This is a genomic window from Thermomonas sp. (assembly GCF_025993755.1).
Lineage (GTDB): Bacteria > Pseudomonadota > Gammaproteobacteria > Xanthomonadales > Xanthomonadaceae > Thermomonas.
Genome location: NZ_JAMQHN010000119.1, coordinates 38,641 through 61,200, shown reverse-complemented (window position 1 = coordinate 61,200; position 22,560 = coordinate 38,641). Strand labels below are relative to the sequence as shown.

At 65.0% G+C, this 22,560-nt stretch carries 20 protein-coding genes; 15 read left to right on the top strand and 5 right to left on the bottom strand.

Annotated features, from left to right (window positions below; translation table 11 throughout):
- From Q0X16_RS08295 to Q0X16_RS08260, 8 genes are all read left to right on the top strand, one after another.
- Positions 1 to 1,310: efflux RND transporter permease subunit (locus Q0X16_RS08295; RefSeq protein ID WP_297833079.1), on the top strand; the 1,310-nt coding region annotated here is incomplete at its 5' end.
- Complete coding sequence (locus Q0X16_RS08290; RefSeq protein WP_291210783.1) at positions 1,307 to 1,627, top strand: P-II family nitrogen regulator; 321 nt, start codon at positions 1,307 to 1,309, stop codon at positions 1,625 to 1,627. The genes Q0X16_RS08295 and Q0X16_RS08290, both read left to right, overlap by 4 nt.
- Positions 1,628 to 1,654: 27 nt before the next feature.
- Positions 1,655 to 1,978 carry a P-II family nitrogen regulator gene (locus tag Q0X16_RS08285; protein WP_291210785.1) on the top strand — a complete coding sequence of 108 codons (324 nt, stop codon included), beginning with the start codon at positions 1,655 to 1,657 and terminating at the stop codon, positions 1,976 to 1,978.
- Complete coding sequence (locus tag Q0X16_RS08280; protein WP_297833076.1) at positions 1,978 to 2,874, top strand: cation diffusion facilitator family transporter; 897 nt, start codon at positions 1,978 to 1,980, stop codon at positions 2,872 to 2,874. The genes Q0X16_RS08285 and Q0X16_RS08280 overlap by 1 nt, the downstream gene beginning before the upstream one ends.
- 402 nt (positions 2,875 to 3,276) lie before the next feature.
- Positions 3,277 to 3,609, top strand: a complete 333-nt coding sequence (locus Q0X16_RS08275) for a metalloregulator ArsR/SmtB family transcription factor (protein ID WP_291211164.1) — start codon at positions 3,277 to 3,279, stop codon at positions 3,607 to 3,609.
- Positions 3,610 to 3,648: 39 nt separating this feature from the next.
- Positions 3,649 to 4,167: an arsenate reductase ArsC gene (locus tag Q0X16_RS08270; protein WP_291210789.1), complete on the top strand. Its 519-nt coding sequence runs from the start codon at positions 3,649 to 3,651 to the stop codon at positions 4,165 to 4,167.
- 13 nt (positions 4,168 to 4,180) lie between these two features.
- A complete protein-coding gene (gene arsB / locus Q0X16_RS08265) occupies positions 4,181 to 5,215 on the top strand; it encodes an ACR3 family arsenite efflux transporter (protein WP_291211168.1) in 1,035 nt (344 codons plus the stop codon).
- A gap of 90 nt (positions 5,216 to 5,305) precedes the next feature.
- Positions 5,306 to 5,872 carry a hypothetical protein gene (locus Q0X16_RS08260; RefSeq protein ID WP_297833075.1) on the top strand — a complete coding sequence of 189 codons (567 nt, stop codon included), beginning with the start codon at positions 5,306 to 5,308 and terminating at the stop codon, positions 5,870 to 5,872.
- A 140-nt stretch (positions 5,873 to 6,012) separates the two neighbouring features.
- Here Q0X16_RS08260 and Q0X16_RS08255 read toward each other — a convergent pair whose 3' ends face one another.
- The 5 genes from Q0X16_RS08255 to Q0X16_RS08235 form a co-directional block, all read right to left on the bottom strand.
- Positions 6,013 to 6,390 carry a copper-binding protein gene (locus Q0X16_RS08255; RefSeq protein WP_246373314.1) on the bottom strand — a complete coding sequence of 126 codons (378 nt, stop codon included), beginning with the start codon at positions 6,388 to 6,390 and terminating at the stop codon, positions 6,013 to 6,015.
- Positions 6,387 to 9,566: an efflux RND transporter permease subunit gene (locus Q0X16_RS08250; RefSeq protein ID WP_297833072.1), complete on the bottom strand. Its 3,180-nt coding sequence runs from the start codon at positions 9,564 to 9,566 to the stop codon at positions 6,387 to 6,389. The genes Q0X16_RS08255 and Q0X16_RS08250 overlap by 4 nt, the downstream gene beginning before the upstream one ends.
- Positions 9,563 to 10,843: an efflux RND transporter periplasmic adaptor subunit gene (locus tag Q0X16_RS08245; protein WP_345780285.1), complete on the bottom strand. Its 1,281-nt coding sequence runs from the start codon at positions 10,841 to 10,843 to the stop codon at positions 9,563 to 9,565. Before Q0X16_RS08245 ends, Q0X16_RS08250 begins: the two co-directional genes overlap by 4 nt.
- Positions 10,840 to 12,144, bottom strand: coding sequence for a TolC family protein (locus Q0X16_RS08240; protein WP_291210796.1), 1,305 nt, complete (start codon positions 12,142 to 12,144; stop codon positions 10,840 to 10,842). Before Q0X16_RS08240 ends, Q0X16_RS08245 begins: the two co-directional genes overlap by 4 nt.
- A 71-nt stretch (positions 12,145 to 12,215) precedes the next feature.
- Positions 12,216 to 12,596, bottom strand: a complete 381-nt coding sequence (locus Q0X16_RS08235) for a hypothetical protein (protein ID WP_297833070.1) — start codon at positions 12,594 to 12,596, stop codon at positions 12,216 to 12,218.
- Positions 12,597 to 12,932: 336 nt separating this feature from the next.
- Here Q0X16_RS08235 and Q0X16_RS08230 point away from each other — a divergent pair, with 336 nt between their 5' ends.
- From Q0X16_RS08230 to Q0X16_RS08200, 7 genes are all read left to right on the top strand, one after another.
- A complete protein-coding gene (locus tag Q0X16_RS08230) occupies positions 12,933 to 13,973 on the top strand; it encodes a DNA-binding protein (protein ID WP_291210801.1) in 1,041 nt (346 codons plus the stop codon).
- Positions 13,974 to 14,085: 112 nt separating this feature from the next.
- Positions 14,086 to 15,930, top strand: coding sequence for a cytochrome c/FTR1 family iron permease (locus Q0X16_RS08225; RefSeq protein WP_297833067.1), 1,845 nt, complete (start codon positions 14,086 to 14,088; stop codon positions 15,928 to 15,930).
- 27 nt (positions 15,931 to 15,957) lie between these two features.
- Complete coding sequence (locus tag Q0X16_RS08220) at positions 15,958 to 17,145, top strand: sterol desaturase family protein (protein ID WP_297833066.1); 1,188 nt, start codon at positions 15,958 to 15,960, stop codon at positions 17,143 to 17,145.
- Between the two features lie 47 nt (positions 17,146 to 17,192).
- Positions 17,193 to 19,532: a heavy metal translocating P-type ATPase gene (locus Q0X16_RS08215; RefSeq protein ID WP_297833064.1), complete on the top strand. Its 2,340-nt coding sequence runs from the start codon at positions 17,193 to 17,195 to the stop codon at positions 19,530 to 19,532.
- 109 nt (positions 19,533 to 19,641) lie between these two features.
- Entirely contained in the window at positions 19,642 to 20,028 is a 387-nt protein-coding gene (locus Q0X16_RS08210) for a hypothetical protein (RefSeq protein WP_114958854.1), read from the top strand.
- 151 nt (positions 20,029 to 20,179) lie between these two features.
- Positions 20,180 to 21,373, top strand: a complete 1,194-nt coding sequence (locus tag Q0X16_RS08205) for a TolC family protein (RefSeq protein WP_297833083.1) — start codon at positions 20,180 to 20,182, stop codon at positions 21,371 to 21,373.
- The gene (locus tag Q0X16_RS08200; protein WP_297833061.1) at positions 21,298 to 22,533 is read left to right on the top strand and encodes an efflux RND transporter periplasmic adaptor subunit; all 1,236 of its coding nucleotides are present in this window, start codon (positions 21,298 to 21,300) and stop codon (positions 22,531 to 22,533) included. Before Q0X16_RS08205 ends, Q0X16_RS08200 begins: the two co-directional genes overlap by 76 nt.
- Positions 22,534 to 22,560 lie beyond the last annotated feature (27 nt).

Below are 22,560 nucleotides of genomic sequence, written 5' to 3'. Positions count from 1 at the left end.
TGGCGATGATCGGCCGCGCCGAGAAGGGCGAAACTGCCGACGTCAACTACATGGAAATCTACACCGCCCTCAAACCTGAGGACGAGTGGACCTCGGGCCGAAACATCAAGCAACTCGAAGAAGCCATGCAGGAGACGCTGGAACAGGTCGTGCCCAACGTGGTGCCGGGCTACACCCAGCCGATCCAGATGCGCGTGGAGGAACTGATCTCGGGCGTGCGCGCGACCTTGGCGCTGAAACTCTATGGCGAAGACCTGGAGGAACTCGACCGCATCAGCGGCCAGCTCAAGACTGTCCTCGGCAAGGTGCAAGGGGTGGCCGATCTCTCGCTGGAAGCCAATGTCGGCAAGCCGCAGATCCGCATCCAGGTCGATCGTGACGAACTGGCCCGCCACGGCATGAACGCCGAGGAAGTGCTGACCATCGTCCGCAATGGCCTGGGCGGTGAGCCGGTGAGCGTGCTGCTCGACGGCGTGAAGCGGTTCGACATCGCGGTGCGGTTGAGCGATGCGACACGCGATTCGGTCGAGGCCTTGCGGCAGATCCCGTTGCGCACAGCCGCCGGTGCCCTGGTGCCGTTGTCGGAGGTTGCTGACGTGAGTGTGGCCGAAGGCTACTCCTTCGTTCGCCGCGAGCAATTGCAACGCTACGCCGTGATCCAGATGGACGTGCGCGACCGAGACGTCGACGGTTTCGTCAAGGAGGCTGAGGCCGCGATCAAGCAGCAGGTGAAACTGCCCGCAGGTTACTGGATCGAGTGGGGCGGCGCATTCGAGAACCAGCAACGCGCCTTGGCGAAGTTGGCGTTGATCGTGCCGATCACGATCTTCTTCATCTTCGTGCTGCTCTATTCCGCGTTCAACTCGATCAAGTATGCCGCGCTGATCCTGGCCAACGTGCCGTTCGCCACCATCGGCGGCTTGATCGCACTGTTTGTAACCGGCCAATATCTGTCGGTGCCCTCGGCGATCGGTTTCATTGCGGTGTTCGGCGTGGCCATGCTCAACGGTATCGTGCTGGTGAGCTTCCTCAACGAGTTGCGCGACAAGGGACGATCGGTGCGTGAGGCCGTGATCCAAGGTACGGCCTTGCGGTTGCGCCCTGTGCTGATGACGGCCAGCGTCGCGATCCTGGGCCTGGTGCCGATGCTGCTGTCCAGCGGCGTCGGCGCCGAGACCCAGCGTCCATTGGCGACGGTGGTCGTGGGCGGCCTGATCAGCTCGACGTTTCTGACGCTGATCCTGTTGCCCGTCTTGTACGAATGGCTGGAAAACCGCGCTGAGCGCAAAGCACAGGAGACCACTCCATGAAACAGATCAAGGCGTTCGTGCACCGCAACCGGGTCACTGATCTGATCCACGCACTGGAGGCTGCCGGTTTCCAGCGACTGAGCCTGTTCGACGTGAAAGGCCTGCTACGCGCACTCAGTGCGCGCGAGCAGCAGTACTCGGTCGAGTTGGGCGACAAGGTCATCAATGAAATACAGATGGAGTTGTTCTGTGAAGACGATGACGTTGCGAAGGCGGCCGAGATTTTCCGGACCGTAGGGCGTACCGGCCACGCAGACGCGGGCTGGATCTACGTCAGTACGATCGAACAATCGATGCCAATCAACGACACGCCATGAGCGTGTGGGCGCTTGAGGGATACCACCATGAAACTGATCGTCGCATTCGTCCATCCCTCCCACGCCGGGCCGGTTGTGCGTGCGCTTGAACGAGCGGACCTATACCACCTGTCGCTCAGTCGTGCGCATGGCGTCGTGCAACCCGACGCACCCATCACGCGACCGGACATGGGCGCAGAGGGCGAGCCAGAGATCCGGCTGGAAGCCTACTGCGAAGACGCGCGTGTCGAGCAAGTCGTCGGGCTAATTCGAGAAAAAGGACACGTTGGCGGCCTCCCCTCGGGGGCCGTCTTCGTCCATCCGGTGGACCACGCCTGGCGTGTGGGTCAAGCAGTCACAGGAGACCGGTGATGGGTGCAGGTCACGATCACGGCACCAGCGAAATCAGGCATGAGAGGCCGCTGTGGTGGGCGTTCGGCCTGACATCGGCGTTCCTGGTCGCGGAGGTCGTTGGCGGCCTGTTGACCAACAGCCTGGCGCTGTTGTCCGACGCGGCGCACATGATGACCGACGTGATCGCGCTGGCGATCTCGTTGTTTGCAGTGCGGCTCAGCCGGCGCCCGCCCGACGCCAGACGTACCTACGGCTATGCCCGCATGGAGGCCATCGGCGCGATGATCAACGGCGGCCTGCTGTTCGTCGTGGCCGGCTACATCCTGTGGGAGGCGGTGGGTCGCTTTCGGCAGCCGCCAGAAGTGGCCTCCGGAGGCATGCTGGTGATTGCGACCATCGGGCTAGTGGTGAACCTGATCTCAATGCGCCTGCTCAAGGCCGGTAGCGGCACCAGCTTGAACGTGCGGGGTGCCTATCTGGAGGTCTGGAGCGACATGCTGGGATCGGTCGGCGTGATTATGGGCGCGCTCGTCATTCACTTCACCGGTTGGACCGTGGTCGATCCAATCATTGCCGTGCTGATCGGCCTGTGGGTGCTCCCGCGCACCTGGACGTTGCTGCGCCAAGCCGGCCATGTGTTGATGCAAGGTGTGCCGGTAGGGATAGATCTAGAAGCGATTCGTGGCGCGCTACGTGCCTGCCCTGGCGTGCGCGAGATCCATGACCTTCACGTATGGGCGCTGGGGTCACAGCAACCGATCCTGACCGCCCACGTGGTGCTACAGGACGGCGGCGTAGATGCAGAGCAGGTGCGACGCACATTGACCGAGACGCTGGAGGGGCGGTTCAACGTTCACCACGTCACACTGCAGGTAGAGTTGACGCCGTGCGCGGAGGAGTGCAATCGATCGTGAGGTGCGATGTGTGGTTCTGAATCGCTGGACGACCAAGTCGGTGCTGACAGTGCAGCTATTCGTCCGCCGTGGCGGTGGCGCTCGATGGCCTTTTCATCCGCAAGCTGCACGAGCAGGGGGCTGCCGGACAGTACGAGCATGGACGGTGCGTTGGGCCGCCTGCGCTCGGTTCTGATGACGTGGTTGACCGTGTGGAGAGTTAGCCCCACGTTCGTGCCGCTCACTGGGAGCTGAGATGCCAACCGAATAGCCGAAGAGAGGGTTGGCAGGGGTTCGGTAAGAAAACAGCGTCGGGTGGCCCCTCCCGCTGACGCTATGCGCGCATAGCACTGCTTTCTGTTCGAGATGGGGGCTGGATTCGGGGTGATTGCCGTTCAATATTCATTCGATTATTCTAGAAAAATGGAAACGAATCAGGTAATCACCGCGCTGACGGCGCTGGGCCACGCCACCCGGCTTGCAATCTTCCGATTGCTGGTCGAAGCCGGTCCGGACGGCCGCATGGCAGGCGAAATCGGCGAGGCGTTGGCCGTACCCGGCGCCACCCTGTCCTTCCACCTGAAGGAACTCGTGCATGCCGGCCTGATCAGCAGCGAGAGCCGGGGCCGTAACGTTTGTTACCGCGCCAACTTTGATGCCATGAACGTCCTGGTCGCCTATCTGACTCATAACTGCTGCGCAGGCTCCTCAGACACGAGCTGCAGCCCTGGTGTGGCGACCGCCCGCGCCTGCTGACTGCCGCCTCAGCCCCTCCCCAATCAAGGAACCCACCCCGTGAAGCGTCGCGTCCTCTTCCTCTGTACCGGCAACTCCGCCCGCAGCGTCCTGGCCGAAGCCACGCTTCGCGCCTGGGCCGGCCATCGCTTCGAAGTCTTCAGTGCCGGCAGCCAGCCGACGGGCACGGTCAATCCCTTCGCGCTGGGCCAGCTGGCGGCCGAGGGCATCGCCACCGCCGGCCTGCGCAGCAAGTCCTGGGACGAGTTCGCGACAGCGGATGCGGCGCCGATGGATCTGGTGGTGACGGTCTGCGATTCGGCGGCGGCCGAAACCTGCCCCGTCGTGTTCGGCGACTTCCTGCGCGCGCACTGGGGGCTTCCCGATCCGGCCGCGGTGGAGAGCAATGACGAGGACAAGCGAGAGGCGTTCCGCCAGGCGCACCGCATCGTCAAGGCGCGCCTGCAGGCGCTGCTGGCGTTGCCGGCCGAGATCTGGGACGACCGTGCAGCTCTGAAGGAGTCGCTCGATCGTATCGGCTTCGTGCAACCTGACGACGAGGGATCCGTCGATGGCTGAGGCAGCGCCCCGCATGGGGTTGTTCGAACGTTACCTGACCCTCTGGGTCGGGCTGTGCATCGTGGTCGGCACCGGTCTGGGGCACTTCCTGCCCGACGCCTTCGCAAGCCTTGGCCGCATGGAGGTGGCCAAGGTCAACCTGCCAGTAGCTGCCCTGATCTGGCTGATGATCATCCCGATGCTGCTGAAGGTCGACTTCGGCGCCATGCGGGAGGTGGGCAAACACTGGCGCGGCATAGGCGTCACCCTGTTCGTCAACTGGGCGGTCAAGCCGTTCTCGATGGCCCTGCTGGGGTGGTTCTTCCTCCGATATGTGTTCGCCGACTGGCTGCCACCCGACCAGGTCGACTCCTACATGGCCGGCCTGATCCTGCTGGCGGCCGCGCCGTGCACCGCGATGGTGTTCGTGTGGAGCAACCTGTGCCGCGGCGATGCGAACTTCACCCTGAGCCAGGTCGCGCTCAATGACGCCATCATGGTGGTCGCCTTCGCGCCGCTGGTGGCCCTGTTGCTGGGGCTGTCGTCGATCACGGTGCCGTGGGACACGCTGGCGCTCTCGGTCGGGCTGTACATCCTCGTGCCGGTCGCGGTCGCCGTCCTGCTTCGCCGCTGGCTGCTTGCCAGTGGTGGTCAGGCGAGGCTGGATGCGGTGCTCGCGCGACTAGGGCCAGTGTCACTGGTCGCGCTGTTGGCGACGCTGGTGCTGTTGTTCGGCTTTCAGGGCCGGCAGATCATCGAGCAGCCGCTGATCATTGCGATTCTGGCCGTGCCGATCCTGATCCAGGTGTATTTCAACTCCGGCCTGGCCTACCTGCTCAACCGTAAGCTAGGCGTCGCCCACTGCGTGGCAGGGCCGTCAGCGCTGATCGGTGCTAGCAACTTCTTTGAGCTCGCCGTCGCCACCGCGGTCGCCTTGTTCGGCGTGCAATCGGGTGCGGCGCTGGCCACCGTGGTGGGCGTGCTGATCGAGGTGCCGGTAATGCTGTCGGTGGTCAGGATCGTCAATCGATCCCAGCCCTGGTACGAGCGTCGACTTCGGGCGTCATAGTCCGAGCAGGCGAGTCTCAGGATGCCATTTGGCATACTGCCTAACGGATCGTTAGCCATCACACCAAATATGACTAGACATTCCAACTATTTGAGCATCAGGCATCGAGCCAAGCCCATACCATACGGCGGTGATGGAGTACTGCGAGAGGATGGCGACGCCAACTATGGCTTTAAGTACGTCAAAGGAGATGAGGCCGCGCTCCGCGCCATACCTGAGCTAGCTAAAGACTCGGCCTTGCTTGATCTGGCGCTTGCAATCAATTCTCATCAGACAGGCTTGTTCTCGGTAGGCTGCGTAAGTGGGCCTATCGACGACGATCAAGGACATCGAGACTCCGGATATATTGAGTTCGCAATAAACTCTAAGTCCGCTATTGCCGACGCAAAGAACTACTTTCCAATATTCTTCCACTTCGATCGCTTCTTGCACACTTCTAATTTTTCCGCACCAACTTCGTTCAATTGGGAGCTGGAAGGCGCAACATTCACGGAATATAGTAATTCGTCTGGTTTTACTTGCACAATTTTTATCAACACGGGCTACTCCGCTACACGCGAAGAGGCCACACACATCTGGGCTGAGTCGCTAGGAGCGCTCGCTCACTTTTTGCAGAGCGTGCCTTCTGAGAGCAGTGACTTCATCTACCCGCAGTGATGGCTAACAGTTCATTCAAGCCGAAGCCGCTTCGCGGCTCGGCTTAATTCAGGTGATATGCGACTCTCCAACACCCTAACTTCGATCACAAGCTGACTATCGGACGCGGTGGCGCCGCGCTTCATCAAGGCTTGGATCAATTATTGGATGGACTGGACCCGGATAATCGTGGCGTTCATGCCTTCGGCAGTGAACTCAAACTGCACTTTCTGACCGGCCCGCACTGAGGCGATCTGCTCGGGTGTGGCTTTGAAGGCCATCGTCATCGCCGGCCATTGCAGCACCTCTACCGGGCCGTGCGCGATGGTGATCTTGCTGGCTGCGGCATCGACTGCTTGCACGGTGCCTGTTGCCGACGCCGTCACGGCAGCGGACGCTTCGGCCGGTGTTTTCGCTTGCTCGGCTTCGGACATCGGCATCTGCTCTGTGGGCGCGGCCTGCACCGCTTCGGTGTTGTCAGGGGCCTGCGAGCAGCCTGCCAGAAGCAAAGTGGTGATGAGATAGGCGGGGATCTTCATTGGTGTTCTCCTGTGATGACATGGGATGACGGGGTGGACGAACGGCGGCGAGTCAAGGCGCGGCCGTGCAGCAACCGGTATGCGGCCGGAATCACGAGCATGGACAACAGTGGCGCAGTGACCATGCCGCCGATCATCGGGGCGGCAATGCGCTGCATCACTTCCGAACCGGCACCGTGGCCGAGCAGGATCGGAAACAAACCGGCGAGAATGACCGCGACGGTCATCGCCTTCGGGCGCACGCGCTGCACGGCACCTTCGCGGATCGCTGCATCCAGCGCTTCCTGGTCTGCGTGGGGATCGAGCGCAAGTTGGTGCTCCCAGGCATGGTGCAGATACAACAGCATCACCACCCCAAACTCGGCTGCGACGCCCGCCAGCGCGATGAAGCCGATGATCGTGGCCACCGACACCGCATGACCAAGCAACCAGATCAGCCATAGTCCGCCGACCAGTGCCAGCGGCACGCTGGCCATGATCAGCGCGGCTTCGCTCACGCTTCGGAAAACGGCATAGATCAATAAAAAAATGATCACCAGCGCAATCGGCACCACCACCTTGAGCCTTTCCATGGCACTGGCCAGATATTCGAACTGACCGGACCAAGCCACGGTCGTACCCGGCGGCAATTTGACTTGTCTAGCCACCGCATGTTGCAGATTGGCCACTACCGTGCCCAAATCGCTGCCGGCCGTATCGACGTAGACATAAGTAGCCAACTGGCCACCCTCGCTTTTCAGCATGGATGGTCCTGCAACCACCGCGATGTCGGCCACCTGACTCAGCGTGAGCTGGGCGCCGTTTGCGGCGACGATCGGTAGTTGTCGCAAGGCCTCGATCGAGTCGCGCTCGGCACGCGGATAGCGCACCACGATGGGATAGCGTTCGCGCCCTTCGACGGTCTGGCCGATCGGATCACCGCCCACCACCGTCGCGATCAACTGCTGCAATTGCTGTTGGGACAGCCCGTAGCGTGCCGCCTCATCACGACGGATGTGCACATCGACGTAGCGCCCACTGGTCGGGCGTTCGGCAATTGCCGAGCTGACACCGGGCACGGTCTTCGCCACCGTCTCGATCCGATCGGCCACATTTTGCAGTGTGGCCAGGTCGCTACCCAGCACCTTGATGCCGATCGGGCTCTTGATGCCGGTGGAGAGCATATCGATGCGGTTGCGGATCGGCGGCACGAACAGGTTCGTCAGTCCCGGCACGTGTACCGCCTTGTCCAGTTCCGCCTTGATTTTGTCCATCGTCATCCCGGGCCGCCACTGGTCCTTCGGCTTGAAGGTGATCGTGGTCTCGAACATTTCCAGCGGCGCCGGATCGGTGGCCGTTTCGGCTCGCCCCGCCTTGCCAAACACATGATCGACCTCGGGCACGGTCTTGATCATTCGATCGGTCAACTGCAGCAGTTGCGAGGCCTTGCCGGCGGACAGCCCCGGCAGTGCCGTGGGCATGTACAACAACGTGCCTTCATCCATCGCGGGCATGAACTCGCTGCCGAGCCGGCTGAGCGGCAGCAGCGCGGTAAGCAGCAATACCCCGGCCAACGTCAGGGTCACTTTCGGGTAGCGCAGCACCGCTTCCAGGATCGGCCGGTACAACGCGATCAGGCCGCGGTTGAGCGGGTTGGCGTGTTCCGGCCGAATACGCCCGCGAATCAGATAGCCCATCAGCACCGGCACCAGCGTCACCGCGAGCCCGGCTGCTGCAGCCATCGCGTAGGTCTTGGTGAAAGCCAGCGGCTTGAACAGCTTGCCTTCTTGTCCCTGCAGCGCAAATACCGGCACGAACGAAAGCGCGATGATCAACAGGCTCACAAACAACGCGGGCCCCACCTCGGCGGCAGCGTCGGCGATCAGCGACCACCGTTCTGCGCCTTGTGGTTCACGTCCGTCGTTCGCGTTACGCCAATGCTCCAGATGCTTGTGGGTGTTCTCGATCATCACGATCGCCGCATCCACCATCGCGCCGATCGCGATCGCGATACCACCGAGCGACATCAGGTTCGCCGTGACGCCTTGCAGATGCAGTGCAATGAAGGCGACCAGTACGCCCAGCGGCAGCGTGATCACGGCTACCAGCGCCGAGCGCAGGTGCACAAGAAACAACACGCAGACCAGCGTCACCACCAGGAATTCCTCGAACAACTTGCTCCACAAATTGCTCACCGCGGCGTCGATCAGCCGCGAGCGGTCATAGGTGGGCACGATCTCGACGCCGGCCGGCAGGCTGCGCTGCAGTTCCGCCAGCCGTGCTTTCACGGCGGCGATGGTGGCCTTCGCATTCTTGCCCGTGCGCATCACGATGATGCCGCCAACCACTTCGCCTTGCCCGTCCAACTCGGCGAGACCGCGGCGGAACGTCGGACCCCGCCGCACAACCGCCACGTCACGCAGCAGCACCGGCACGCCGCTGGCGTCGGTGGTGACCGGCACGTTTTCGAAGTCCACGCGGCTCTTCAGGTAGCCTTCGCTGCGCACCATCAGCTCTGCTTCGCCCTGCTCGATCACCGAGCCCCCGTTAGCACCGTTCGCGTTGCGCACCGCATCGACCAACTGCGCCACGGTGACGCCGCGGGCGGCCAGCGCCTGCGGATCGGGCACGATCTGCCACGCGCGCTCCATACCGCCCAAAGTCGCCACTTCGGCGACATTCGGCACGGTCTTGAGCTGATAGCGCAGGAACCAGTCCTGCAGCGCACGCAACTGGCCAAGATCGTGTTGGCCGGTGCGATCGACCAGCGCGTATTCGTAGATCCAGCCGAGTCCCGTGGCATCGGGGCCGAGCGCGGGCGTGACGCCGGCCGGCAGGCGATCGCGTGCCTGGCTCAGGTACTCCAGCACCCGCGAGCGCGCCCAGTACAGGTCGGTGCTGTCATCGAACAGCACGTCGACGTAGGAGTCGCCGAAGAACGAGAAGGCGCGCACCGTCGTCGCGCCAGGCACCGACAGCATCGTGGTAGCCAGCGGATAAGTGACCTGATCCTCGACCACCTGCGGCGATTGGCCCGGGTAGCTGGTGCGGATGATCACCTGGGTATCGGACAGATCGGGCAGCGCATCGATCGGCGTGCGCGTCACCGAGTATGTGCCGATCAGGGCCAAGACCAGTGCGGCCAACAGCACGAACACGCGATGCGTAATCGCGGCGCGAATCAGGGCGGCGATCATTGCCGGTCTCCCATCGGCAAGCCCGGCCTGGGGGCGCTCGTGGTTGGCGTTGGTTTGGTGGAGGTGTCATTCAGGCGTTCCAGCGCACCGGACAGACTCGCCTCCGAATCGATCAGAAACTGGCCTGAGACCACGATCTTCTCGCGGCCAGTAAGCCCGGCGAGGATCTCCGTGCGCCCACCACTGCTGCGTCCGGCGCGCACCCGGACGGGACGGAAGCCGCCGTCGGCGTCTTGCACGATCACGCGGCTATCGGCACCAGTGGCGATCAGTGCCTCGGTCGGTACCAGCGGCACTGCGGCACCATCCTGTGGTTGCAGCGTCACCTCGGCGAACATGCCAGGCGCCAGGACGCCATTGGGATTGCGCAGCACGATGCGCGCCCGCTGTGTGCGGCTGGTGGTATCGACCAGCGGCAACAGCGCTTCGACCTCACCGACGAACGTCTGACCAGGCGCTGCGCTGACGACGGCTTCCACCGGAGTACCAGGACGCAACGCCATCGCACTGGCCTGCGGGATCGCCGCTTCCAGCCACAGCGTGTCGGTGCCGTTGATGCGGAATAGTGGTGTGCCCGGCATCACCGTCTGACCTTCGCGGGCGAGCACTTCGGTGACGACACCGTGTTTCGGTGCGCTCAGCGTTACGCTGCCGTCGCGGGCCATGCCGCCAGGCACGCCCAACACGCGCAGGCGTTGCTGGGCGGCAGACTGTAGTTCCCGCGCCGAAGCCGACTGCGCCTGGCGCAAGGCCCGCGCCTCGGCCAGTGCACTGCTCCAACTCGGTGCCAGCAGCGAGGCCAGCGGCTGGCCGCGCGCTACCTTCGTGTACGGGGCTTTCACCTGCACGTGGCTTACGAGGCCTTCGACGCGGGCGCTCACCACCGATTCCTGACGCAAATCCCAGGTCAGCGTGCCCGGCACGCGCACCGTGGACGCCAAGCGGCCGATTTCGACTTGCGCAGTGCGGATGCCGACACTCTGCTGCAATCCGGCGTCGATGCGCACGCTGCCGCCGGCGACTTCGTCGGCGTACTTGGGCACCAACTGCATGTCCATGAAGGGCGACTTGCCGGCCTTGTCGAAGTGCTGGTCCGGCGCCATCGGGTCGTACCAGTACAGGACCTTGCGCTCGGTCTGGCTCGCCATTGGCGTGGCCGTTTGCTTCAGGTCGTGGCCGGCATGGCGCTGCGTCCACCAGTAGCCGGCACCGAGTCCCACGGTCAGCAGCCCAGCAGCGGCTGCCGCCAACATCAAACGGTTCGTCGTGGATGTCATGGCGTGGTCTCCGCGGGCAGTAGATAGGCCAACGCTGCCCAGGCGCGGCCGAGTTCGCCCAGATGGCGGGCGTGCTCGATGTGCAGTTCGATTTCGTCGCGGCGCGCTTCCAGCCACGGTTGCAGGTCACCGCCGCCGGCATAGGCAGCCAACGCTGTCTTCGCGCGGTCGTGGGCCAGCGGAAGGGATTGGGTTTCCTTGCGGGTGACCTGACGTTGCAGGCCCTGCCAGTCGGCCAAAGCGCGGCGGACGACTTCGATCTGGACGCGACGAGCATCCTCGCGTTCAGCGGACACCGCATCCAATTCGGCTCGCCGTGCTGCCACGCCTCGATCCTGCCGATTGCGGGGGAACAGCGGCAGGTCGACAGCGAATTCGACCATCAGCATGTCGCTACGCGATACGCCTCCCGATGTTCGGTCGCGTTGCCCATAGGTCACACCGAGGCTCCAGTCTGGTCGCTTCTCAGCGATGGCAGCATCGATTTGGGCTTCGGCCAGGGCTTCGCGTGAGCGCCACGGCAGCAGTGGTCCTTGGCGGTCGATTGAGGCCAGCAGCGTGGCCGGGGCGACGGGCAGTTCCGTCAACTCGGGCGGTGCGTCTTCGGCGTCCATATCCGCCGGATCCACACCGAGCCACCGCGCCAAGCCAGCGCGAGAGGCTTCCAACGTGGCTAGCGCGGCATCGATCCGGTTTTCCAGTTCCAGCGCCGCAGCTTGCGTGGCCAGAGTGTCAGTTACCGTGCCAGTGCCACCCGTCAAACGCGCCTCGGCTGTGCGCACGGCGATGGAAGCCGGTTCCCGCAGGGTCTGCAGCGCGACTACTTCGCGCTGGGCGGCCCACAGGGCAATCCAGGCCTCGGCCGTGCCGCGTCGAACCGCCAACTGTTCGGCCACTGACAACGCTTCCGCTTGCTCGATCCCGCGATCGGCTACGGCCTGACGCGCTTGGCGTTTGGCACGAGCCGGGAATTCCTGCATCACGCCGATCTGCTTCATGGTCATGTCGTCGGCGCGGAATTCGAACGCGTCGGGACCGGTGACCGGCCAGCTGGTCAGACCCAGCGTCAGTTTGGGATCGGGCAAGGCGGCGGCGCGGGCGGCTTCTTCCTGCGTGGCCGCGATTTGCGCTTGGCGGGCCTTGAGCAAAGGAGCGCGTTCGGCCGCCAGCCGCTGCGCGTCATTGAAAGAGATGCCAGCCGCGATGGACCAGGCGGGCGTGACAACGAAACCGATGGCGAGGGCCCACACGGGCCAGCGACAAGTGCCGCACCAGCGGTGCAGCGAGAAAGAAAAGGACATGAGACCTCCGAGCACACAACGACGAGCGCGCCGCCGTGATCGGCAGCGCGGGGACGGGGTGCGGTCGGGGTCTAGATCTGCAGGCTACAGAAGCGCTGCGCCGGCGGGGGATCGGACCGGCAGGTCGGTACGTCTTCGTAGTGCTGGTCCTGCACCGGCGTCAGCAGGGCTTCGGTCAGGGTGAAATGCAGCGCCGGCAGTGCTAGCGGCGGCACCTGCGGGGCCTTGAGATCAGGATTGGTGACATGCTCACGTTGGCAGTGCTGGTCGCACAGCACCGGCGCAGTGGGGTCCGGCATTTCCATGCCTTCGCAGCCGGCCATCATCGCCTTCGGCTCCGGTGGCGTCTCGCTGACTGGGCACACGTAGGCGGCCAGCGCGACCTGCTGGAACAACAGCGCCAGCAACGCCAGCCAAGCAAAGCGAAGGCGGAGCGATCGAGTCCGGAGCACGCGCAACTTCATGGACCTCTCTCGCAACACAACGTCGCGCCGTGGCGAGCGGAAGCCATGGACAGACTTTGCGTGAGAGGGGCCAAGGGCTGGAGCATCGCCGATCTAGTGTACTGCGGGCTGTTCGCTTGGAAGTGCATTGAATCCCGAAAGTTCCCGGTACAGGCCATTTCGTACTGTCTGGCAGCCGTCGGGCACCACCTGTGGAGCATCAGGCGGGATAAACTACTATTATCCCGCCTAAATTTACAGCCAAAGCTCGATGATTCACGTGGTTGAAACGATATGTAATTACATGGTATGTAATACATTACGAAATCGTCCGGGGAGGCGGCCATGGCCCGTGCTGGGTTGTACAAGAGCGATGTACAGAAGGCCCGCGACGCGCTGCGGGTGCAGGGCAAGCACCCGTCGGTGGACGCGGTGCGGGTGGCATTGGGCAACACCGGCTCCAAGACCACCATCCACCGCTATCTGAAGGAACTGGAGGAAGAGGAAGGGCAAGGCTTGGGCGCGAAAGTCGCTGTCAGTGAGGCGCTACAGGACCTGATCGGGCGGCTCGCCGGACGTCTGCACGAGGAGGCTGAGACCGTTGTTGCCGAGGCCCAGCAGCGTTTCGAGGCGCAGTTGCAGGAGCGCGGACAAGCACTGGAGCGTGCGCAGCAGGAAGCCGTGGCCTTGAGCGCCCAGCTCCAGGGCAACGAAACGGCGTTGCACGACGAAAAGACCGCTCACGCGACCACCCGGCAGGCCCTGGCCGACCGTGTCACCGAGGTCGCCCAGCTCGGCGAGCGCATCGCCGGCCTGACCACACGCCTGGCCGAGCACGAGGCCCATGCGCAGTCGCTGGAACAGAAGCACCAGCACGCCCGCGAGGCGCTGGAGCACTACCGGACCTCGGTCAAGGACCAGCGGGAGCAGGAACAGCGCCGCCACGAGCACCAGGTGCAGGAGTTGCAGGTCGCGCTACGCCATGCCAACGAGGCGCTGACCGCCAAGAACCACGAGTTGGTACAGCTCAATCGCGACAACGGGCAGTGGCTGGAGCGCCACACACGCCTGGAGCGGGAACTGACCCAAGTGCGGCAGGATGCAGACGATCGGCAGAAGGAACTGGACGCGCTGCGGCTCACGGCCATCGAGCACCAAGCCTTGCAGACGCGCTGGACGCAAGATACCCAGACGCTGGAAGCTGTACGGGCAGAATTGGGCGGTGCTCGCGCCGATCTAACGAAGGAGCGGGAGCGTCGCGAACAGGCTGAAGCCGACGCGTTGCGGGCCGGTGTGCGCAGGGACACGCTGGAGCAGGTGCTGGCGCAGTTGCGCCCAGATCAAACTCCCGGCTCAGTCGGCAAGAAAAAATCGGCAACCAGATGATTTCACGAAAAAAATCACGTCCTATGGGGCATTTTTACACGTATCTCGGCCGAACCCCCTGCCGGTCTTTGCGGCCCCCGCGACGCCAGTGAATCCACGCCAGACTTGGCAATTGCTGGACTATGTCGCCGTCGACTACAGCGCTGCCGTGCAAGCTGGCCGCGTCGTGTCCGAGGCCGAGTACGCGGAGATGCGCGAGTTTGCAGGCGCCGTGCGGAGCCAATTGGCCGTGCTGCCGACCACGCCGGGCCAAGCTGCGCTGATTGGCCAGGCGGATCAACTGGTCGCAGCCGTCGAGGGCAAGGCCGACGCCGGGCACGTCGCCGCGTTGGCGCACCGGTTGGCCGACGGCCTGCTGGCCAGCTACCCGGTGGGCGCCGTGCCGGCGACACCCCCTGATCCGGCCCGCGGGGCGCATCTGTACGCGGCGCAGTGTGCCGCCTGCCACGGCCCGACGGGCGCTGGCGACGGCCCGGCCGCCGCGAGCCTCGACCCGCCGCCGATCGCCTTCACCGATGCCACCCGCGCCGCCCGGCGCACGCCCTTCGCGTTGTACGAGGCGATCTCGCAAGGCATTCAGGGCACGGCCATGACCAGCTTCGCGTCGCTGCCTGAGGCGGATCGCTGGGCGTTAGGGTTCTATGTCGGCAGTCTGGCGCATTCCCCGCAGACGCGGGTCGAGGGGGAAACCCTGTGGCGCGAGGATCCCGCCTGGCGCCAGCGCATTCCCACGCTGGAAGCGCTGACCCGCACCAGCGAGGCGGACCTGGTGGCTGGCGGCAGTCAAGCCGCACAGGCGCGGGCCATCGTTGCCTACCTGCGCGCGCACCCGCAGGCGCTGCAGAGCCCGGCGTCAAGCGCGACGGCCCAGCCGTTCGCGCTGGCCCGGCAACGCATGGCCGAGAGCCTCAGCGCCTACGAGGCCGGCGATGCCGTGCAGGCGAAGACCGCAGCCTTGTCGGCGTACCTGGACGGAGTCGAGCCGGTCGAACCCACGCTCGCCGCTCGCAACAACGCCCTGATGCGGGAGCTCGAAACGACGATGGCGCGCTATCGCGACATGATCGGCCGGCGTGTGCCGGTGGCCGACGCGACCGCGCAGGCCGCGCAGGTCACCGCACTGTTCGATCGCGCCGAGGGCGTGCTGCAGGACGCGCATACCGATCGCACCACGGCGTTCCTGGGTAGCTTCACCATCCTGCTGCGCGAAGGCATCGAGGCGCTGCTGATCGTGATCGGCATGATCGCTTTCCTGCGCAAGGCCGAGCGCCGTGAGGCCCTGCCGGCGGTGCACGCGGGCTGGATCGGCGCGTTGCTGGCCGGCGTGGCGACGTGGGCGATCGCGACCCATCTGGTTGATGTGAGCGGCGCCAATCGCGAGGTGACCGAAGGCGTTTCTGCATTGTTTGCGGCTGCGGTGCTGTTGAGTGTGGGCATCTGGATGCACCAGAAGAGCCTGGCCGGCCGCTGGCAGCAGTACCTGCACGCCAAAGTCTCCGCTGCGCTGACCCGCCGCTCGGCAATCTTCCTGTTCCTGCTCGCCTTCGTCGCTGTTTACCGCGAAGTGTTCGAGACGATCCTGTTCTTCATCGCGATGTGGAGCCAGGAGAACAGCACCGCAATTCTGGGTGGGCTGGTCGCCGGCAGCGTCGTGCTCGCCGCGGTCGCCTACTGGATGCTGCGCATGAGCAAGCGCCTGCCCATCGGCCAGTTCTTCTCGATCAGCTCGATCCTGATCGCCGTGCTCGCAGTGGTGCTCGTCGGCAAGGGCGTCGCCGCGTTGCAGGAGGCCGGTTGGGTCGGCCAGGCCCTGATTGCCGCGCCCCGGATCGATTGGCTGGGCGTGTACCCGTCCTGGCAGTCGCTGCTGGCGCAGTTGTTCGTCGCGGTTGTCGCGATGGGCGGCTTCTATTTCAACGCCCGCACCTCACGCGTGCTCGCGCGGGCGGCCCAATAAGGCACGGCCCGTGCCCAAGGATCTGACATGCACGTGCAAGGACTGATTCGGTACGGCAGCTACCCAGCGGTGATGCTGTCCACGGCGTTGATGGTGCTGGCCGTCGCCGGCGATGCCCTGCCGGCATGGCCGACGCTGGCGGCGGTCTCGGCGGCGGGCATCGCCTGCGTGGCGCTACTCGAGCGGCTGCAGCCGTACGAGCGCGTCTGGTTGCGCGATCACGGCGATCTGCGCGCGGATGTGCTGCACGGTCTGGCCAACCTGATGCTGTTGGCCGGCACGGCCTATGCCTTGCACGCCTTGCGAGGGACGCTGCTGGTGGCCTCGCTGTGGCCGACGCAGTGGCCCGTGGTGTTTCAACTGTTGCTGGCGGGCGCGATCGTCGATGTCGGCCTCTACACGATGCATCGCGTAAGTCACCGCTATGTCTGGGCGTGGCGATTGCACGCGATCCACCACAGCGCCGAACGCCTGTACTGGCTCAACGGCGAGCGCCGGCATCCGCTCAGTGCGCTGCTCATGGCCGGTCCCAGCATCGGCGTCCTCGTGGCACTAGGCGCGCCCCCGCAGGTGCTCAGCGCCTGGCTGGCGCTGCTCAGCGTGCAGTTGGCCTTTCAGCACGCCAACCTCGATTACCGGGTCGGCCCACTGCGTCGCTGGCTGGGCGTGGCCGAAGTCCACCGCTGGCATCACAAGCGCGACTACGAGGACGCCCAGGTCAACTTCGGCGAGTTCTTCATGCTCTGGGATCGCCTGTTCGGTACGTTCCATGATCGGCCCGAACCGCTGGCGGCCGACGCCGTCGGACTGCGCGAAGAAGCCATGCCGTCGGGATATCTTGCGCAATTGATCTGGCCGTTCCGCGTGACGCCGGACCGCCGCAGTCGAGCCTTCGCGCAGCGGTTGGCCGCCGGCTACGCGGCAATGCGGGCCGGCGATGCTGAGCGTGCGTATGCCTTGTTCGAAGAGGCGCATGTGCTCGGTCAGGCACGCACGGTTTCTCATCTTCGCAGCCACTGGGCGTTCCTGTGCTGGAGCGTGCGCTTTGGCGATCGGCGCGAGACCCTCGGCCAAGGGCCGCGGCTGCTGGCCGCAGCACTGTTCACCTGGTTGTGGATGCCGCGCGGCAACACGGGCGGCGCGCGCATCGGCGCGTTCCTGACGCGGCCGATTGTGCCGGCCCTGCAGGCCTATATGGAGGAACCTGCGCGATGAGCGACACCTGCAACAGTTGCGGTAGTACGCCTGCAGCGACTGCACCGATGGCGCTCGCGCCAAAGGTCATGCAGTCACCGATGCGTTATCGCATCCAGAACATGGACTGCCCCACCGAGGAGGCATTGATCCGCAACAAGCTCGGCCAGGTACCCGGGGTGACGGACCTGCAGTTCAACCTGGTGCAACGCACGCTGACGGTGCATCACGACTTGCCCACGCTGACGTCCGTGGAAGACGCACTGACCGCGATCGGCATGCAGGCGACGCCCATGGATACGCCGTCCTCCGACGTCGAAACGGCATTGCGTATCGCCAAGATGGATTGCCCCACCGAGGAAGGCCTGATCCGCGGCAAACTTAGTGGCATGCCCGGCGTGGCTTCGCTGGCTTTCAACCTCGTGCAGCGCACCTTGACGGTCCGACATGCGGCCGACGCCTTGCCCGATGTCCTGGCGGGCCTGAAGTCGCTTGGCTTCGAGGCCGAGGTCGTCGGCACCCACGGCGGTGCCGCGCTGGGCGCGCCGGTGCCGACCCGAACAGCGTGGTGGCCGCTCGCCGTCTCCGGCATAGCGGCGATCCTCGCCGAAGTCGTGTCTTGGCTCGGCGCCCCGACGTGGCTGGTCATCGCGCTGGCGTTGGTCGCCATCGGGACTGGCGGCCTGTCGACCTACAAGAAGGGCTGGATTGCGCTCAAGAACCGCAATCTCAACATGAACGCCCTGATGTCGATCGCTGTCACGGGCGCGATGCTCATTGGCCATTGGCCCGAGGCGGCGATGGTGATGGTGCTGTTCGCGTTGGCCGAGGTGATCGAGGCCAAGTCGCTGGATCGCGCCCGCAATGCGATACGCGGCCTGATGGATCTCACGCCCGAACGTGTCACCGTTCTGCAAGACGATCAGCGCTGGATCGAGGTGGATGCCAAGGCCGTCGCACTCGACAGCCGAGTGCGGGTCAAGCCCGGCGAACGCATAGCGCTGGACGGCGTGGTGGTGCTCGGCCGTTCGACGGTCAACCAGGCGCCGATCACCGGCGAGAGCCTGCCGGTCGAAAAGGCCGAAGGCGACCCGGTATTCGCCGGCACCATCAACGAAGCAGGTTCCCTGGAGTATCGCGTTACCGCCGTGGCCAGCGATTCCACCTTGGCCCGCATCATCCACGCGGTCGAAGCCGCGCAGGGCAATCGTGCGCCGACCCAGCGTTTCGTCGATCAGTTTGCGCGCTGGTACACCCCGCTGGTGTTTGCCGTCGCCCTGGGCGTGGCGGTGGTGCCGCCGCTCTTGATGGGCGCGGACTGGCTGGACTGGACGTACCGGGCCCTGGTGCTGCTGGTGATCGCCTGTCCCTGCGCCCTGGTGATCTCCACCCCGGTGAGCATCGTCAGCGGTCTGGCCGCGGCGGCGCGACGCGGCATCCTGATCAAGGGCGGCGTGTACCTGGAGAATGGCCGCAAGCTGCGGTGGTTGGCGCTGGACAAAACCGGAACGATCACCCACGGCAAGCCTAAACAGACCGATTTCGCGGCTTGGGGCCAGGCTGATGCGACCCGCGTGCGCGCCATAGCGACCAGCCTGGCGGCGCGTTCCGATCATCCTGTATCCAAGGCCATCGCCGTGGCGGGACAGAATGACAGCGTGCCGATGCAAGAGGTCGAGGAGTTCGCTGCACTGCCGGGCCGCGGCGTGAGTGGCCGCGTCGCTGGGTCGCTCTACCACCTGGGCAATCACCGACTCGTGCAGGAGTTGGGTGCCAGTTCCGCCGAGTTGGAAGCGCAGTTCGCGGCCTTGGAAGCACAAGGCAAGAGCGTCGTGGCGCTGCTGGCAAGCGATGGCGTGCAGGCGATCTTCGCCGTGGCCGACACGGTCAAGGACAGCAGCCGGCAGGCGATCGCCGACTTGCACGCGCTCGGGGTCAAGACCCTGATGCTGACCGGGGACAACCCGCACACGGCGCAGGCCATCGCCGGTGAGGTCGGTATCGACCGCGCCCAAGGCAACCTGCTACCCGAAGACAAGCTGCGCGAGGTCGAAGCGCTCGCCGCACAGGGTACCAGCGGCATGGTTGGCGACGGCATCAACGACGCCCCGGCCCTGGCACGGGCCGATATCGGCTTCGCGATGGGCGCGGCCGGATCCGACACCGCGATCGAAACCGCTGACGTCGCCCTGATGGACGACGACCTGCGCAAGATTCCGGCCTTCATCCGGCTCTCGCGCGCCACCGCTCACGTGCTGATGCAGAACATCACCTTGGCCCTGGGGATCAAGGCGGTTTTTCTAGTGCTGACCTTTGCAGGCCAAGCCACGATGTGGGCGGCGGTGTTCGCCGACATGGGCGCCAGCCTGTTGGTGGTGGGCAACGGCATGCGCCTGCTGAGGAAGTGACGTGGATACCGTCGCGCATGTGTCCACGAGCGAGGAACGGCATGACCCGCTCCCGGGAACCGGCCTGATGAGATTTTATAACGTCCGTGGCACCGGCTAGGATGGCAGGATGAACCCGGTCGCCTCCTCCTGCCTGCTGCTGGCCCGCCTGCGCGCTTCCACGCGGCTGGCGGTACTGGTGCTGCTGATCTTCGCTCTGAAGATCGGCGCGGCGGTCGCCTGCGCGAAGCACGATTTCGCGGACATGGGCTTCGGCACGGATGGCAGCCATGCCGTGGCGGTGAAGGCATCGCCGCTGGATAGCGGTAATGACGATTCCACGAAGCTCAAGCTCGGGCATGCCGCTTGCAGTCACTGCGGTTGCCATCATGCTGCCGCCATGGTGCCGGATACGCAGATCGTGGTTGTGCTCGTGCCGCAGGCGCTGCCTATGCGTACGTCCGGGTTGCCGCCCAGCGCGTCGCAACCCTTGGAACTGAGGCCGCCGATCGCCTGAGTCAGGTGTTTTGCCCCTTTGGCGCGGAGCGCCAGAGGACACCGCCGACTCAGAGGATCTTCCAATGCACCTTGTTCGTTCGCCGCGACGACGTCGCGTCGCGCGGCTGGCCGTCCTGGTTCTGGCAGCGAGTTTGCTGTCGGGCTTGGCCATGGCCGCCCAAACCCCCGATACACAGGCCCCAGTCGCACTTCGCGAGGCGCTGCAGGCCGCCTGGCAACACCATCCGAGTTATCGCGCCACCGAAGCGCAACTGGCCGCAGCCCGTGCCCGGTACGATGCGGCCGGACGACCGCTCTACAACCCCGAAGTCGAGTTGGCCGGCGACGATGAAGGCCCGGATCGCACCACAACCGCTGGCCTCAACCTCACGCTCGATCTGAGCGGCAAGCGTCGCGCGCGTCGCGACGCGGCCTCCGCGCGGGTCGATCTAGCCACCGCTGAAGCCAAGCTGCGTCGCCGCGATTTCGCCAAGCAGTGGTTCGCCAGTTGGGCTGAGCTACAGACGGCGCAGCAACGTGTGCGCACCGGTGAACGTCGATTGGCGTTGGTCACGCGCTTTGGCGAGTTGGCACAAAAGCAGTTTGCTGCAGCCGACATTTCCGGGTTGGAGCGCGATTTGGCGCTGCTGGCCCGCGATGAAGCGCAAGCCCAGCAGTCGCAACTCGTCGCCGAACAGGCAGAGGCCGAAGCGCGTTTCCGCGCGGTCGGCGGCTCACCGGAACTCTTGGCGAGCCTGACGCTGCCCAGCGACGCATTGCCACCCCCGATGGCACCCCAAACCGGCATCGAACAGCTGCCCGATTGGCAAGCCGCACAAGCCGCTGCGCTCGCCGCCGAACGCGAAGTCACCGTCGCCCGCCGTAACCGGGTGGCCGATCCCACCGTGGGCGTGCGCGGGGGACGCATCGACTACGGCAATGTGCAGGACAACGTGGTCGGCGTGTCGCTCAGCATCCCGCTGTTCGTGCGCAATTCGTATCGCGCCGAAGTGGTGGCGGCTCAAGCCGATGCCGATGTTGCGGTCGCCGAAGCCGAGCGTGTGCGTGTCGAACTCGATGCCGATCGCCGCCGCGCGATCGACAGCTACGCTGCCGCGCAATCGGCCTGGTCGCGCTGGCAGGCGAGCCGCGGCACGGATGTGGAGCGTCGTGCCAATCTCCTTGAGCGTCTGTGGCGGGAGGGCGAACTGTCCACCGCCGACTACCTGCTGCAGCTCAAGCAGACCCTCGACACGCAACTCGCCGGCGCCGAACTCGAAGCGCGCCTGTGGCGCAACTACGCCGACTACCTCGCCGCCACCGGACAGCTCGAACGCTGGGCCGGCCTGGAGGGCACCCCATGAGAGAGCTTTCGATGACCCCGTTCCGATTGATGTCCCTGCCGCTGGCCGCGGCGTTGCTGTTGGCAATGGCCGCTTGCTCTAAAACTCCGTCGACCGCGCCGGCCACCATTGCCGAGGCCGATGGCGCTGAAGGTCCCGCCGAAGGCGAGGACGGCATCGCGCCGGTCCAACTCGATGCCGCAGCGATGAAAGCTGCCGGCATCGTCGTGCAGACGTTGCAGCCGTCCTCGATGAGCGAGCAGCTGCGTGCGCCCGGTGAAGTGCTCGACAATGCCTACGGCACTGCTCTGATCACGCCCAGCGTCGAAGCCTTGGTTGTGCGTCGCCATGCCAAGCTCGGCGACGAAGTACGCGCCGGCGCACCGCTGGTGACGCTGTCCAGCGTCGAGGTCGCCAATGCCCAAGCGGAGTTGCGCATCGCCGAACAGGAATGGCGCCGCGTCTCTGCACTCGGTCGTGAGGCCGTGTCCGGGCGCCGCATCAACGAGGCACAGGTCGCGCTCGATCGCGCTCGCGCAACGGCACAGGCGTATGGCTTGCCGGGCACGGCGGCCGGGCGCAGCAACGGCCAGTTCACCTTGACCGCGCCGCATGCCGGGCGAATCACCGAGGATGCCGTGGTCGTCGGCGAGAAAATTGAACCGGGCAAGACGCTGTTCCGCCTGGTCGATGAATCGGTGGTTTGGGTCGACGCCAAGCTGCCATCGGGGATCGTTCCGCGCATCACACCCGGCACGGAAGCGACGGTGGTGTTCAACGGCGAGCGCCTGAAGGGTACCGTTCAGCATCCCGCGCATCGCACGTCGGACACGACCCGCAATGCGGTGGTGCGGATCGAGGTTCCGAACCGGGACGACCGCCTGCACAGCGGCGATTACGTCGATGTGTTCTTCGAGGCCAGCGACGTCGCCAAGGATGGCAACGCCGCCGTGACTATGGTGTCGGTGCCAACCGACGCGGTGGTGCAGTTGGAAGGCGACACGGTCGTGTTCCGTCGCAACGCGACCGGTGCGTTGGAACCGACGCCGGTGCGTACCGGTGAAGCGATCGGCGATCGGACCGTCATCCGCGAAGGCCTCAAGCCCGGCGACGCCGTCGTGGTCGAAGGCGCCTTTGCCGTCAAAGCGCAGATGCTCAAGTCGCAGTTAGGAGAAGAGTGATGATCTCTGACGCCAATCCCACCTTTG

What these genes read in the sequence shown, in the direction of transcription:
- Q0X16_RS08290 (WP_291210783.1), top strand. Translation starts at nt 1,307, where the DNA reads ATGAAACAGATCAAGGCGTTCGTGCACCGCAACCGGGTCACTGATCTG.
- Q0X16_RS08285 (WP_291210785.1), top strand. Translation starts at nt 1,655, where the DNA reads ATGAAACTGATCGTCGCATTCGTCCATCCCTCCCACGCCGGGCCGGTT.
- Q0X16_RS08280 (WP_297833076.1), top strand. Translation starts at nt 1,978, where the DNA reads ATGGGTGCAGGTCACGATCACGGCACCAGCGAAATCAGGCATGAGAGG.
- Q0X16_RS08275 (WP_291211164.1), top strand. Translation starts at nt 3,277, where the DNA reads ATGGAAACGAATCAGGTAATCACCGCGCTGACGGCGCTGGGCCACGCC.
- arsB (WP_291211168.1), top strand. Translation starts at nt 4,181, where the DNA reads ATGGGGTTGTTCGAACGTTACCTGACCCTCTGGGTCGGGCTGTGCATC.
- Q0X16_RS08255 (WP_246373314.1), bottom strand. Translation starts at nt 6,390, where the DNA reads ATGAAGATCCCCGCCTATCTCATCACCACTTTGCTTCTGGCAGGCTGC.
- Q0X16_RS08250 (WP_297833072.1), bottom strand. Translation starts at nt 9,566, where the DNA reads ATGATCGCCGCCCTGATTCGCGCCGCGATTACGCATCGCGTGTTCGTG.
- Q0X16_RS08245 (WP_345780285.1), bottom strand. Translation starts at nt 10,843, where the DNA reads ATGACATCCACGACGAACCGTTTGATGTTGGCGGCAGCCGCTGCTGGG.
- Q0X16_RS08240 (WP_291210796.1), bottom strand. Translation starts at nt 12,144, where the DNA reads ATGTCCTTTTCTTTCTCGCTGCACCGCTGGTGCGGCACTTGTCGCTGG.
- Q0X16_RS08230 (WP_291210801.1), top strand. Translation starts at nt 12,933, where the DNA reads ATGGCCCGTGCTGGGTTGTACAAGAGCGATGTACAGAAGGCCCGCGAC.
- Q0X16_RS08220 (WP_297833066.1), top strand. Translation starts at nt 15,958, where the DNA reads ATGCACGTGCAAGGACTGATTCGGTACGGCAGCTACCCAGCGGTGATG.
- Q0X16_RS08215 (WP_297833064.1), top strand. Translation starts at nt 17,193, where the DNA reads ATGGCGCTCGCGCCAAAGGTCATGCAGTCACCGATGCGTTATCGCATC.
- Q0X16_RS08210 (WP_114958854.1), top strand. Translation starts at nt 19,642, where the DNA reads ATGAACCCGGTCGCCTCCTCCTGCCTGCTGCTGGCCCGCCTGCGCGCT.
- Q0X16_RS08205 (WP_297833083.1), top strand. Translation starts at nt 20,180, where the DNA reads ATGGCCGCCCAAACCCCCGATACACAGGCCCCAGTCGCACTTCGCGAG.